This window comes from Neobacillus sp. GCM10023253 (assembly GCF_042653105.1).
Lineage (GTDB): Bacteria > Bacillota > Bacilli > Bacillales > Cytobacillaceae > Neobacillus > Neobacillus citreus.
The window spans coordinates 1,272,265-1,285,753 of the sequence record NZ_JBHSHV010000003.1; the positions used below are offsets into that span (position 1 = coordinate 1,272,265).

General features: G+C 42.1%; 11 protein-coding genes. 2 read left to right on the forward strand and 9 right to left on the reverse strand.

Annotated features, from left to right (window positions below; translation table 11 throughout):
- Nucleotides 1-8: 8 nt before the first annotated feature.
- From ACFPA1_RS06500 to ACFPA1_RS06515, 4 genes are all read right to left on the reverse strand, one after another.
- On the reverse strand, nucleotides 9-494 hold the full coding sequence (locus ACFPA1_RS06500; RefSeq protein ID WP_378581771.1) for a PaaI family thioesterase: 486 nt from the start codon (nucleotides 492-494) through the stop codon (nucleotides 9-11).
- Between the two features lie 12 nt (nucleotides 495-506).
- Nucleotides 507-1,658, reverse strand: coding sequence for a lactate 2-monooxygenase (locus ACFPA1_RS06505; protein WP_213139990.1), 1,152 nt, complete (start codon nucleotides 1,656-1,658; stop codon nucleotides 507-509).
- A gap of 209 nt (nucleotides 1,659-1,867) precedes the next feature.
- Nucleotides 1,868-2,557, reverse strand: a complete 690-nt coding sequence (locus ACFPA1_RS06510; protein ID WP_378581772.1) for an LrgB family protein — start codon at nucleotides 2,555-2,557, stop codon at nucleotides 1,868-1,870.
- Nucleotides 2,541-2,918, reverse strand: coding sequence for a CidA/LrgA family protein (locus ACFPA1_RS06515; protein ID WP_378581773.1), 378 nt, complete (start codon nucleotides 2,916-2,918; stop codon nucleotides 2,541-2,543). Before ACFPA1_RS06515 ends, ACFPA1_RS06510 begins: the two co-directional genes overlap by 17 nt.
- A 247-nt stretch (nucleotides 2,919-3,165) precedes the next feature.
- Between ACFPA1_RS06515 and pepF the strand changes: the two genes are divergently transcribed.
- Nucleotides 3,166-4,983, forward strand: a complete 1,818-nt coding sequence (gene pepF / locus ACFPA1_RS06520; protein ID WP_378581774.1) for an oligoendopeptidase F — start codon at nucleotides 3,166-3,168, stop codon at nucleotides 4,981-4,983.
- A 726-nt stretch (nucleotides 4,984-5,709) separates the two neighbouring features.
- On the opposite strand, the gene ACFPA1_RS06525 is transcribed toward pepF, so the two are convergent.
- A complete protein-coding gene (locus tag ACFPA1_RS06525; RefSeq protein WP_378581775.1) occupies nucleotides 5,710-6,774 on the reverse strand; it encodes a tellurite resistance/C4-dicarboxylate transporter family protein in 1,065 nt (354 codons plus the stop codon).
- A gap of 148 nt (nucleotides 6,775-6,922) precedes the next feature.
- Between ACFPA1_RS06525 and ACFPA1_RS06530 the strand changes: the two genes are divergently transcribed.
- Nucleotides 6,923-8,065 (forward strand): acyl-CoA dehydrogenase family protein, encoded by a 1,143-nt coding sequence (locus ACFPA1_RS06530; RefSeq protein WP_378581776.1) that lies wholly within the window; start codon nucleotides 6,923-6,925, stop codon nucleotides 8,063-8,065.
- 75 nt (nucleotides 8,066-8,140) lie between these two features.
- On the opposite strand, the gene ACFPA1_RS06535 is transcribed toward ACFPA1_RS06530, so the two are convergent.
- The 4 genes from ACFPA1_RS06535 to ACFPA1_RS06550 form a co-directional block, all read right to left on the reverse strand.
- A complete protein-coding gene (locus ACFPA1_RS06535) occupies nucleotides 8,141-9,892 on the reverse strand; it encodes a bifunctional metallophosphatase/5'-nucleotidase (RefSeq protein ID WP_378581777.1) in 1,752 nt (583 codons plus the stop codon).
- 145 nt (nucleotides 9,893-10,037) lie between these two features.
- On the reverse strand, nucleotides 10,038-11,033 hold the full coding sequence (locus ACFPA1_RS06540) for a VanW family protein (RefSeq protein ID WP_378581778.1): 996 nt from the start codon (nucleotides 11,031-11,033) through the stop codon (nucleotides 10,038-10,040).
- Between the two features lie 299 nt (nucleotides 11,034-11,332).
- A complete protein-coding gene (locus ACFPA1_RS06545; RefSeq protein ID WP_378581779.1) occupies nucleotides 11,333-12,262 on the reverse strand; it encodes a thermonuclease family protein in 930 nt (309 codons plus the stop codon).
- A 156-nt stretch (nucleotides 12,263-12,418) separates the two neighbouring features.
- On the reverse strand, nucleotides 12,419-13,405 hold the full coding sequence (locus tag ACFPA1_RS06550) for a proline dehydrogenase family protein (RefSeq protein WP_378581780.1): 987 nt from the start codon (nucleotides 13,403-13,405) through the stop codon (nucleotides 12,419-12,421).
- Nucleotides 13,406-13,489: the final 84 nt, after the last annotated feature.

The following is a 13,489-nucleotide window of genomic DNA, read 5'->3' on the forward strand; positions in this document are numbered from 1 at the left end:
TTCATTAATCACCCCTTTTGGACAAATGTGCTAGGCATGACAACTGCAACAACTTCACCTTTTGCACAGAGAGTTTCATCTGCATAAACTTCGGTTGTCACCTTAAATTTCTTAGGGTGAATCTCCTCCACTATGCCCACCGCTTTTAATGGTATGCCATGTGGAGTTGGCTTCATAAAATTGACATTTAAGGATGCCGTGACAAAACGAGGCGGTTCAGCCCCTTCCCCCGGTTCATGGCCATTTTTCCGGTGCAGGAAAAGAGCTGCTGAACCCGTACCATGACAATCAATTAAGGAAGCAACAAGCCCTCCATAAACAAAACCCGGCAGCGCTAGATGTTCAGGTTTTGGGGTATAGATGGTAACGGTTTTTTCCCCGTCCCAGCCGGTTCGAAAGTGATGACCTGCTTCATTTAAGCGACCGCAGCCATAACACCAGGCAAAATCATCCGGATATTCGTCCTGAATCGCGTTTAACACCAATTCCCCCATTTTACTTGCCCCCTAAACTCTTTTTAACAAATCTCTATTTAATTCAGTAACAGAGCGTTTACCGGATAAAGCAAGTGTTAAGTCAAAATCGGCGATTAGGTTTCTTAAAACTTGTTTAACCCCGTCTTGACCCGCCAGAGCCAAACCGTACATATATGGACGTCCGACCAAAACTGCCTTCGCCCCTAACGCAAGTGCTTTAATAATATCAGAGCCTCTTCGAATTCCGCTGTCCATTAGTACTGGAATTTCACCGTTTACAGCGTCGACGATATCCGGTAAGGCATCGATTGCAGATATGGCACCGTCGACCTGTCTGCCGCCGTGATTGCTGACGATGATTCCATCTACACCATGTTCTACTGCAAGCCTTGCGTCTTCAGGATGTAATATTCCTTTTAGTAGAATTGGTAAGGAGGTTTGAGCTTTAATGAATTCAAGGTCCTCCCATGTTAAAGTCGGATTGCCGAAAACCCTCGCCCACAGCATGATAGCCGCTTGCAAATCCTCTTGTGGAGATTTGTCTAGTCTTGAACAGAATACAGGGTCTTCCAAATAATTGCCGATTCCCTGAGCATCCAGGAATGGCAGATAGGCATTCTCAATATCCTTTTCGCGCCATGCCATCATCGGTGTGTCCAAGGTGATGACGATTGCATCATAGCCAGCTGCTTCCGCCCTTTTCACCATACTCGCTGCAATTTCCCTATCTTTACTCCAATATAATTGATACCAGTGGGGAGCTTGTCCCATCTCACCAGCTATTTTTTCCAAACTGTATGTAGAGGCTGTACTTGCAATGAACGGAACATCCATGGCTGCTGCTGCCCTGGCTGTTGCGAGTTCACCTTCAGGGTGGACAATAGACTGAACCCCAACTGGTGCCAACAAAACTGGGTAAGCCAATTTTTTGCCGAATAACTCGATGCTTAAATCTCTAGAAGATGTATCGCAAAGCATTCTAGGGACAATTTGCCATTTTTCAAATGCCTTGTTATTTTGCTTCGCCGTGATTTCGGCACCCGCTGAAGCAGCTACATAATAATAGGGCTTATTTTCTAGCTTTTCCTTAGCCTTTGCCTCTAGTTCTTCGTAGGATACCGGAATGATATTTTTCTCGTACTGCTGATAAACCTTGAATTGGACGTGATTACCGAAACTCATTTTTACTTCCTCCCCTATGAATTTTTTTAAATGCTTTTTTAAAATAATGTTTATCGAAAACGTTTACATTGTCATGATATCATTGGAAAAATAGCTTGGTCAACGAGTTGACGAAATATTATAAAAACATTTTTTATTTTTATTGGAAATAGAAAAGAGAAGGAAGTTGAGCATCTTCCTTCTTTTATATTACAAAATGTCAATCTTGTTCAGTAAATATAAAGGATTAAAGGGGCGAATACAGACATAATGATGGCAGCGGTAATCATAGCAATGCTTCCCATAGCACCTTCGAGTTCTCCCCACTCAAATGCCCTCTTGGCCCCGATTGCCTGCGCAGAAGCTCCCAATGCTAAGCCTTTGGCAATTCCACTTTTGATACGCGCGTACTTTAACATAGAAGGCCCAATAGTAAGGGATAAAATACCGGAAAACAGAACGAACATCAAGGTTAGTGAAGAGCTTGCTCCAACCGATTGTGAAATAGAAAGTGCAATGGGTGCAGTAACTGATTTTGGAATGAGGGTAATCATTATTTCCCTATTTACATGGAGCAAGTTGGTCAAAAACACAACCGTCGCCACACCCGTTATTGTACCTGACAGGACTGACCATAGAATGACCAAAAAATATTTTTTTATTAGCTTGATATGTTTGTATAAAGGAATAGCCAATGAAACAGTGGCTGTTCCCAAAAGCAGGGAGAACACCCCAGAACCAGAAGTATAATCCTTCATATTTAAGTGGAACAACGAAATCATCGAAATGATGAAAACTGTAACGGTATATAAAGGGTTTAACCACGGCTTTTGATATCTCTTAAAAACTTTCAATCCGATTAGGTAGCTGATTACCGTGACAGCGGTACATAAAAGGATGCTTTCAATCATTTTTTCCATTTTGCCTCCCCCTCTTTGTTTTTATTTCGAAAAACTCTGCCATTCCCGCCGTAACAAGCAATACTGCGATGCTGCTGGCTGCGAGTATGGCAGTCAGTTTTAATCCTTCAACTCGAAAGATTCCCGTATAATGCCAAACTCCAACGGCAAATGGAATAAATAGGAGTGTAATATGTTTGATATGGAGCTGTGCTATAGCTTCGACCCATTTAAGTTTACAGACCTTTAAGGTCAAACCGAGGAATAAAAGGGCCATTCCGACTATGCTCCCAGGAACAGGAAGATTAAGCCAGTTCACCAATCCATTTCCAATCAGATAAATCAAAAGGATTGTGATGAATTGAACAAAATAATTAACCATCGGTTCCCACCCTCCTGTCAGCTCATTTTTATCGTTTAACGAGCAGGAATCGTTTTAATAATGCAAGTATGGCATATCGTGAAGGAACATTCTGCAAAGTTGTAAGGTTATCTAACACTGAAATTTAAATCAGAGCTGATGTTTGTGAGATATCCTAACTTTTTCTATAAAATAAAGTTGACTAAATTTTTAGGTGAATCATATGATAAAATTTAGGAAAGCTAAATATTTTAGGGGGAATACATGTATGGATAGAACAATCGAAAAACGGCTGAGCAGGTCCGAAGTACCCGAGGATTTCACTTGGAATCTCAGTGATTTATTCCCATCTTTAGAGGCATGGGAAGCAGAGTTAGACATAATAGATAAAGAGATTGCCTTCTTCGATCAGTATAAGGGTACTTTACATACAAGTTCTAAAGCCTTGCTGGATTGCCTGTCGGCACAGGAGCAGCATTCGATGCGGATTATCAAAGCTTGGACATATGTGAACTTAAAGCAATCGGCTGACGGGTCAGATCCGGTAAACCAAGCCAATTCTGCAAAATTTGCTTTATTACGGACAAAGAGTATTGCTGCCCTATCGTTTATCAATTCGGAAATCCTTGATTTTGAAAAAGGAATCCTTGAAAAGTTTTTTCAAGAAGAGGCTGGGTTAGAACCATTCCGAAAAAATTTAAATGAGCTTTTAGTAACGAAAAAACATCGGCTTTCCCCTGAAACAGAAGAAGCTCTTGCCGCACTCGGGGACGTTCATGGTGCCCCCTATCAAATTTATCAAATGACAAAATTGGCAGATATGGACTTTGCGACAATTCAAGATTCAAACGGAAATGAGCTGCCGGTCTCCTTTGCCCTTTTTGAAAGCCGCTATGAGTTTTCGGAAGATACAGATGTTCGTCGTAAAGCCTATAAGTCTTTTGTTTCGACGCTTAAACAGTACACGAATACAATGGCAGCTACTTATTCGACAGAGGTGAAAAAGCAAGTTACACTTGCCCGCTTACGCAATTATGAATCTGTCACTCACATGCTCCTGGAGCCTCAGCAGGTTTCGCTTGAAATGTATAACAATCAGATTGATATCATTTTTAAAGAATTGGCTCCGCACATGCGCAGGTTTGCACTTTTGAAGAAGAAAGTCTTGGGTCTTGATGAAATGCTTTTCTGTGATTTGAAAGCACCGCTCGATCCGGATTTCAATCCAAGTACCACCTTTGAAGAAGCCAGCCAGGTAATCTTGGAATCTTTGAAAGTCCTGGGACCTGAATACTGTGAAGTAATTGAAAGAGGTTTTAATGAAAGATGGGTCGACCGAGCGGACAATATAGGCAAATCAACCGGGGCCTTCTGTTCAAGTCCTTACGGGGCACATCCGTATATCCTGATTACTTGGCAGGATAACATGCGCGGCTGTTTTACCCTTGCACATGAGTTCGGCCATGCTGGACATTTTTATTTAGCAAATAAGAATCAACGAATCATGAATGTCCGCCCTTCGATGTATTTCATCGAGGCTCCTTCAACCATGAATGAAATGCTGCTAGGCCAGCATTTACTTACTAAGTACAAGGATGATAAGCAGATGCGCCGCTGGGTTGTTTTGCAGTTATTAGGAACCTACTATCATAATTTTGTCACTCACCTGCTCGAGGCTGAGTATCAACGTAGAGTGTATGCTTTGGCCGAAGAAGGCAGGGGGTTGACTGCGAAAACATTAACAGAAGTAACTGGCACTGTTCTTTCCGAGTTCTGGGGAGACACGGTGGTGATTGATGAAGGTGCCCGCCTGACCTGGATGCGCCAGCCGCATTATTATATGGGGTTATATCCGTACACTTACTCCGCGGGTTTGGCTGTTTCCACGGCCATGGCGCAGATTATCCAGGAAGAAGGCCAGCCTGCGGTTGACAGATGGCTCGATGTCCTTCGCGCTGGCGGAACCATGAAACCATTAGAATTGATAAAACATGCCGGCATCGACATGTCTAGCCCGGAACCAATCAAGAAAGCGGTCGCTTATGTTGGGTCACTAATCGAGGAACTTGAGCGGTCTTACGAATAATTGAATTGGGTGTCAGGCATTGCAAAAAGACAAAAAGGCAAAATGTCCACCTGAGGCGGACATTTTGCCTTTTTTTGTAAATGATTGAATTTCATAACCACTGGAGCTCCCATTTCTTCAGCCGTTTGGGTGTTATGAACCTTTTATAACGACCGGAGCTCTGATTCCTTCGGGCATTCGGGAGTTATGATCCCTTCAAAACGACCGGAGTTCTAAATTTTTTCGGGCATTCGGGAGTTATGATCCCTTCAAAACGACCGGAGTTCTAATTTTTTCGGGCATTCGGGTGTTATGGAGCCCTTCATAACGACTGAAGTTCTAATTATTACGGTCGATCGGGTGTTATGAGCTCTTCATAACGCCCGGAGCTCTGATTCCTTCGTGCGTTCGGGAGTTATGATCCCTTCATAACGCCCGGAGTTCTGATTCCTTCGTGCGTTCGGGTGTTATAAGGGCCTTCATAACGCCCGGAGCTCTGATTCCTTCGTGCGTTCGGGAGTTATGAGCTCTTCATAACGCCCGGGGCTCTGATTCCTTCGTGCGTTCGGGAGTTATGAGCTCTTCATAACGCCCGGGGCTCTGATTCCTTCGGTCGATCGGGAGTTATAACCACTTCATAACGACCAGAGTTCTGTTTTCTTCGTGCGTTCAGTTGTTATGAGCTCTTCATAACGCCCGGGGCTCTAATTCCTTCGGGCCTTCGGATGTTATGAGTTCAATAGGGTGTTAGGCACCATGCCCAACACCCGTATTGTTATGATTGGTTTTAATGTGGCGATACAAATGATGAATAAGTCCAATAAAAACTGTCACCCATGCCCCCATCGCGATATACACCATAATGTCCGGAATAACGGTTAAAAATGGGACCTTGAGGGCTTTCGAAAGTTGAAATGTGCTAAGCGTGTACATGGCAAGTGGAAAGGCCATTCCCCAGAATTGCGGGTCATAGTTTATTGGCTCACGATGATATAAATGCTTCCATACCATCAAAATGAATAAGAGTGGTATCCACCAAGTACCGGTAATCCAAAAGAATAGGGTAAATCCCTTAATAAATGGCGTTATTTCAACAAGAAATGACCAATTTTGTGAATTGAGAATCAATGTAGCACCCGCTAAGGTCGTTATCGCAACTGCCCCCATATTAATCCAATAAGGCGGTGTCATAGCAGAGAATTTTAACTCTATAAAAGTAAATCGATAAAATATAAGGGTAATAATGTTGATATACAGCATGCACCCTAAAAAGTACATACACAAGGTGAAAAATAAAACCATTTCCTTCCCTGCCACTAAATGCGGGGAAAGCAAGGTGCCGAGAATAGAAATAGACTGTGTCCCGACAACCGCAATTAACCAACCCCCGTTAATCCCATCTGCCAAAGAAGGTTTATCATTTCGTATGGTTACGGCGGCGAAAAATGTATACATAACCAAAATCCATAAAAATATGGCAAGGTACCATAAAAAGACCGCGATTGAATAATTCTTCTCAACGATAATAAGCTGGCTTCCGAGGACGCTGGTCCCTGCGACTAAGGTAAAAAAACCGGGTCCTTTTGTATGACTGGAGATGTCTGCTCTAAGACTAGGAAAATATTTAAATAACCGGATCAACGTTAAGAACCACAGAATAATATACGCCACCACATTAACATATAACAAAGCTATCGAAATTAGTTTCATTCCAAGCAAAAAGGCGGCAATCGATAATGCGCCGGTAGCCATTACCACAGCAAAATACCCGGGAAAAAGCGTTTTCGCTGTTTGCTTGATAAAATTTATCATCTTACCCACTCCTAGGATGCAAAAATATCACTACTATAACAATAACATTTTATTGAACTCTGTGATACAGCTCATAGAACAATGGCACAGCCTTCTTTATAATGTCAATAGATTGAAAATTCAGGATATCGAAAGGGGTTTTAGGGCTATGAATTTATTGCTTTCTGATGAACAAACTCAACTCCAAAAAATGGTGAAGGATTTGGCAGTTGAAAAGATAGCACCTTTATCTAAACAATTTTATCAAAATGGAGCTTTTCCAGCTGAAATTTTCTCTCTTCTTTCAAAACAAGGGTTGATGGGATTAATGCTTCCGTCGGTTTTTGAAGGAGCGGGTGCAGATACATACAGTTTCCTTATTACAATGGAATCCATCGGCCGGGCTTGCCCTTCCACTGCCTTCCTATTCAACACACATCTGGGTGCTTCATTAGCCATTCTTGCGCTTGGATCAGCCGCACAAAAGGAAAAATACTTAAAGCCGCTGGCACGGGGAGAATGGATTTGCGCCCTTGCTGGAACAGAATCAGGCGGGGGTTCGAACCCATTTACAATTCAAACATCTGCTGTCAAAAGCGGGGATTCTTATATTTTAAATGGAACAAAAACCTTTATCAGTGGTGCAGGCTCAGCAGATGTTTATTTGGTGATGGCGAAAACAGTAAACGAATCAGGCCAACCCGGATTAAGTATGTTTTTAGTCGAAAAAGGCACACCTGGATTTACCTTCGGAAAATTGGAGGATAAACTTGGGATGCTCGCTCTCCCAACAGGAGAATTAATTTTTGAAAATTGCCGCCTCTCAGGTGATGCCCTGCTAGGATCAATTGGATCCGGTCTTCAGGTAATGGGTGTGGCAGGCGGATTGGCTGCTTTAGGCGCGGGGGCCATCGCTTTAGGATTAGCCCAGGCTGCCGTTGATGAAACAAAGACTTATCTCAAGGATCGTCAAATCCTCGGGCAAAAACTAGGAGAAATGGGTGCAGTTCAGATGCGCTTTGCTGATATGCTGATTGAGCTTCAAGCAGCCCGAAGCCTTTTATACCAAGCTGCCCGTGACAGGGATACAAGTAAACCAGGACCGATTCCAACCGTCTTTCAGGCTAAAATCAATACCACGGAAAAGGCATTAAAAATCATTGATAGCGCTATTCAATTACACGGGATGTATGGCTATTCCAAAGAATATCCGTTCGAACAATATTACCGGGATGCCCGTGCATTGACGATCCATTTTGGCAATAATGACGTGATGAGATCAAATTTAAGTAAAATGGTTCTTGGAGTTTAGAATGGTTTTTAGAGTCAAAAGAAAAAAGGGCTTTGATTTTCTTAATCAGCGCCCTTTTTTATTGCATAGCTTCGATTATTTAACCTTCTGAATCCTATTTTGGTTGCTGTAGGTGAATGGTTTTGGCTGCGCCTGAATGTAATTCACCAGAACATCTAAATCGACCGGACCAATCTCTTTATTGGTTGCCCTAGTGAATTCTGTGAAACCGTCTCCCCCTCCAGAAAGGAAGACGTTGGCCGCTACCGTATAGGAAGCATTAGGATCTAGTTCCGTTCCATCGGCGAGCTTGATAATTCCTACCCGTTGGCCTACAGGTTTCGTAGAATCCCAAGTATAGGTTAATCCGGAAATCTGCAGCATGGTCATTTTCGAGTCTGTCCACTGCTGGTTAAGCAAATTGCGAATTTGCTGACCTGTCATTACCATTTTCACCATATCATTATTAAATGGCTGAACCGTATACACTTCGCCCCATGTGATATCCCCCGGATCAAAATCTGCGCGAATCCCTCCTGGATTCATAAATGCCATTTGCGTTCCTAGGGCCTGCCTTTGGGCATCAGCAATGAAATCGCCGAGAACCGATTCACCATTTTCGTTTTGCTTGGCTGTTAATGGTTCGGACGTGGAACCAACAACACGGTTTACAATCGGTTCAATTTTTGATTCATATCCTTCAATCATTTGCTTTATTTCAGGATCTGGGTTAATTCCCTCCTGAAATGTAGTCACAATTTCACCTCTTTTTGTGACAATATCCTTTGTCTTAGGATCAATCTCGATATCGACATCAGAAAAAGCCGTTCCATAAGAGTAGGCTTGAACTATTAACTTATTATCAATTGTGGCATTCATATACGCATGGTTATGTCCGCCAAAAATCACATCCACTTCGTCATCAACACGATTGGCGATATCGACCAGCTGGCCCGTTGGGTTTTCCCCATTTGGTCCGGAAGTACCCGGATTATGGGCTAAAACAACGATCGCTTTGACACCTTGCTTTTTCAATTCTGCAACGTTTTTATTAATGGCTTCGACCTCATCCGTAAATTGCAAACCTGCTACACCGCTTGGTACCACAATCGTTGGAGTTTCTGTTGTGACAACGCCGATAAAGCCGATTGGCATTCCGTTTACTTTCATGACTTGGTAAGGCGGCAAGATCGTTTTGCCTGTTTCTTTATTAATGACATTGGCGGCCACCCAAGGGAATTGGGATCCTGTAAAATTGCCTGTTTTCGGATGGGAGCCGCCATGGATAAGCCGAAGCAGTTCATTTACCCCTTCATCAAATTCGTGGTTTCCAACCGTTCCAATATCAAATCCCATACGGTTTAAAAACTCAATTGTCGGTTCATCCTGCAAAAGCGCCGAAACGGGCGGGCTTGCTCCGACCATATCACCTGCCTGGACAAGCAGGGTGTTTTTGTTTTCTGCTGCACGCTGCTTTAAATATGCCGCTAAATAATCAGCCCGTCCGACAGGTTTCCCGTTTACCTTACGGGTTACGTTTAACTGGCCATGCAAATCATTGATTCCCAAAAGCTGAATGGGAATATAGCGCTGACTCGGAGCAGGTGGCTTCGTTTTTTTCTGCTTTGTTTCCGGTCGGTCTGAAATATGTCCATGATACTTTTCAGATAAACCTTGGTCGCCGTTTCCTCCTTGATTCTGTCTCGCTGTTTCAACGCTATGTGTTTCAGAAATTAGTTCATTATGCTGGTGACCCTCCGTCCCTTGAGCGGAGACCTGCAAGTTTCCCGCCCAGCTCATCAAGGAAAGAACAACCACAAAAACGAACATTTTATTTATCCATTTCATCCTTTTCCTCCTATATTTTTCTAACAAACCAAAGCTATTTTTCGCTTTGTATAGAAGGAATATGCATTTAAAAATTAACCAAATAAAAAAGTGGTGTCATACCTCTTTATCCAATATGGATATAGATGTATGACACCACAAACACCTAATGTCCCTGTGCATAAAGGGTTTGATAGGCTGCGGATGTTCTTATTTCAATGGTTAATTTTCCTTTTCCGTAAATGGTTTTGATTAATAACGGCACTCCTGTGGTATTTTGAAATTGAAAGTCCTTGCCGCCGTAGGAGACAGTGGCATCACGGCCAGGAGGGACATAGCCAACCGAAAGTGAATGGTGATTCCATTCAATATATTGCACACCTACTTTGTCAATGGCATTAAACAATGTTGAAGACGTTTGGCAGATACCTCCGCCAATCCCATCGACCAGCTTCTTATTGACGATTTCCTTTGCGGGCTGATATCCATGAGCAGCATCACTTGGGCCGACAGTTGTATTAAAGGAAAAAACATCTCCAGTACCAACAATCACATTATCAATGGCTTCGCCTGATAGCTCGATATTCTTGGAACGCCCCGCCACTCTACTGTCAAAGTATGTCGAGTACGATGCCAATACTACTTCTCCCAAACCAGCAATATCTTCAGGCTTATAGCCGCTTTCTGTTACATAAATTGGCAGATCCACATCCCCGCCTGCAACAGATGCCGCCATTATTTTTTCCACCAATTCCGATTCTTCAAGGATAATCCGCGGTTTTCCTTTAATTAATTGACCATTGGCATCGATTTTATCGAGAACCATCTTCTGATCATATCCCGGTTTCGCTTCAGTTCCTCTTGCCAAATCCTTCGCCCATTTTTCAAGTTCTTTTTGATAGGCTTCTTTATTTGTTTCAAAGCCCATTTCCTTTGGCGAAAACGTTCTAATAGTTTCCTTAGTATTTGGATCAATAACATTGACTATAATTGGTTTTGGTTCTTCCTTCTGAGGTTTTTCTTCTCCTGTTTTAACAGGCAGTTTGGCCGGTTCTGTCACTTTTGGGCCAGTGTTCTCTTTGACCGTTTTTTCAGCACAGCCTGCCAATCCTAGTAAACTAGCAATTAAACAAATTGGCACGACCCACTTCCACTTTCCCATTACGCAACTTCTCCCCTTATCCTTTATCTAGTTGTCTTATCAACGCCATATTTGAGACCCACTGAACTATCCTATTCCGGAATACATGTCAACATGACTAGGTATTTCCCAATCTGCTTCAAATGACCTTATTAACCGACAAAATATGTAATGAGAAAACAGGGATTATTATCCAGTCTTTTATTATTATAAAACAAAGGTAATGTCGAATTTTGTCTGTTTATCTGACTTAAAAACAAAAAAAGCCATCAAAAGATGACTTTTTAGAACTGACCGGGAAAAATAACCGCCCTGCCGCCTTATTGCTCACACGCATAATTATCTTTATCTCGATCCATTTTCGCTTGATAAGCTGGATGGCCGGCAGGAACACCGTTTGGATACACCTTCCTCAATTCAGTGCAATTTTGGAAAACCTCAGATTTAGTCCCAGCTGAGGTGCTTGCATCCGTTCCACTCGAAGAAGAACCTGAAGACGTGCTGCTCCCTGTTGAATAGGAACCGCTGCTTTTTGAAGTGGAACTTCCATCCAGATCACCCTTCGTCGTTCCATCTGCGCCATATGACCAAAGACCTTTATTCGCTTCCCGTGCTTCGCGGGCAAATTTTACAAAAAACTCGCTGTATTTAACATCCGGCGGATATGTGGATGGTTCCGCATAGCCATTTAAGACCAAATCCGCATTGAACATTTTGCTGCGAATTTCCGCTTCATCCATATCATTTGTTGGTACACCCATCCAGATAATCCGTAAATAGCGCCCATAGCGGTCGGTTGAGGAGACGTCCTTTTGCAGCCAAACCTGTTTTCCCTCCAGCTTTGATTTCGTATAATTGCTGGCTTCTTTCCCGTAAACTTCATGTCTAGTCGTCGATTCCGGGGTGTTAACCCCAACAAAGCGGACTTTTCTTCCGTCTGAAGTGACAATTGTATCACCGTCCACAACCCTGCCGACAGTGACTAACTCCAAACCAAGACTTTTGGCAAGCTCTTCTTGACTTTGTTTGGGCTCAGCAACGGGCTCGTTTTTATTCTCCTCGTCTGCAGTTTGCACCGATGATTGTTCTTCAGATTCTGCCTTCTTTTCCGTTTTTTCCTTTGCAACTGTATCTACTTTTGTATTGTTCGTGTCCTTTGATGTAGGTTCGTTAGAACATGCTCCCAACAGCAATGAAGTGATGAGTGAAATGACAATTAACCAACTTGGGTTCCGTGAAAATCTTTTCAAAGCTTCTCTCTCCTTAATAAAATAAGCCGAATTATTCAACTAGATTACTATATCATTTTTCGTGATTAATTTCTTTGATTTTACTTATATTTACCATGTAAATACATGTATTAGCTAAAAAAACTCCCATTCGTGAGAATGGGAGTCTGAAGATCATTATTTACGTTTATTGTTATTGCCTCTTGTTACACGTCCTAAAATAAAGGCTCCAGCCGCAACACCAAGAATCGTGTTTGTTTTCTTATTGAATACTTGCTTCGCCACAAGATTTAAATTCTGTGGTCTTTCTGCAAGCCGACGCATGAAATAGCCGTACCAGTCGTTGCCAAATGGGACATACGTACAGAAATTAAAGCCTTCTTTTGCCAGCTTTAACTGCAGCTCTTTTCTAAAACCATACAGCATTTGGAATTCAAATTTATCGTTAGGAATATTGTTCAGTTTAACAAATTCCTTCACATGATTGATAATTCGATGGTCATGAGTGGCAATTGATGTAAATTTCCCGTTTAATAGGTGCCATTCAATCAACTTGATATAGTTGGCATCAATATCCTTTTTATCCTGATAGGCAATCTCTGCAGGCTCTTTATAGGCTCCTTTTACAAGGCGAATCCGATAGTATTTATATTTTTCAAGATAATCCATTGCCTGATGGAAGTAAGCCTGGATAACAGTACCGACATTATCATACTCTAAAGAAAGATCATCTAATAGATCAAACGTTGGCTGAAGATGCTTGAAATCCTCCATGTCGATATTGACAAACATGTTATATTGATTTGCCTTGTCGACAATCTCTCTGACATTGTTTAAGCAAAGACTATAATCAATATCTAACCCGAGTTGAGTCGGTTTTAAAGAGATATGTGCGTCGGCATTATTACTATGTATTGCTTCGATAACTTTAAGAATCTGTTCCCTAGCAGCTGCTGCCTCTTCTTCTTTGAATACAAACTCTCCCAAATTATCGACAGTACATGAGATTCCGTTGGCGTTGAGGTCCTTAATACTCTTTATTGCTTCCTCAATATTTGTTCCCGCAACAACACTTTGTGCTCCCATCTTCAGGCCGTACTTTTTGGCAGTACTATTAAGGAATTGATTTTGCGATAGACTCATAAATATATCTTTTAACATCATGACTGCTCCCTTTTACTGTTGTATTCAATTTACAAAAATATTATAGCATACGCTTACAATAAAACTTATTTTGAGAAAATTCAA

Excerpts from the sequence above, each read along its gene's own strand:
- ACFPA1_RS06550 (WP_378581780.1), bottom strand. The coding sequence starts at position 13,405 with ATGATGTTAAAAGATATATTTATGAGTCTATCGCAAAATCAATTCCTT.
- ACFPA1_RS06515 (WP_378581773.1), bottom strand. The coding sequence starts at position 2,918 with ATGGTTAATTATTTTGTTCAATTCATCACAATCCTTTTGATTTATCTG.
- ACFPA1_RS06540 (WP_378581778.1), bottom strand. The coding sequence starts at position 11,033 with ATGGGAAAGTGGAAGTGGGTCGTGCCAATTTGTTTAATTGCTAGTTTA.
- pepF (WP_378581774.1), top strand. The coding sequence starts at position 3,166 with ATGGATAGAACAATCGAAAAACGGCTGAGCAGGTCCGAAGTACCCGAG.
- ACFPA1_RS06530 (WP_378581776.1), top strand. The coding sequence starts at position 6,923 with ATGAATTTATTGCTTTCTGATGAACAAACTCAACTCCAAAAAATGGTG.
- ACFPA1_RS06500 (WP_378581771.1), bottom strand. The coding sequence starts at position 494 with ATGGGGGAATTGGTGTTAAACGCGATTCAGGACGAATATCCGGATGAT.
- ACFPA1_RS06535 (WP_378581777.1), bottom strand. The coding sequence starts at position 9,892 with ATGAAATGGATAAATAAAATGTTCGTTTTTGTGGTTGTTCTTTCCTTG.
- ACFPA1_RS06505 (WP_213139990.1), bottom strand. The coding sequence starts at position 1,658 with ATGAGTTTCGGTAATCACGTCCAATTCAAGGTTTATCAGCAGTACGAG.
- ACFPA1_RS06510 (WP_378581772.1), bottom strand. The coding sequence starts at position 2,557 with ATGGAAAAAATGATTGAAAGCATCCTTTTATGTACCGCTGTCACGGTA.
- ACFPA1_RS06525 (WP_378581775.1), bottom strand. The coding sequence starts at position 6,774 with ATGATAAATTTTATCAAGCAAACAGCGAAAACGCTTTTTCCCGGGTAT.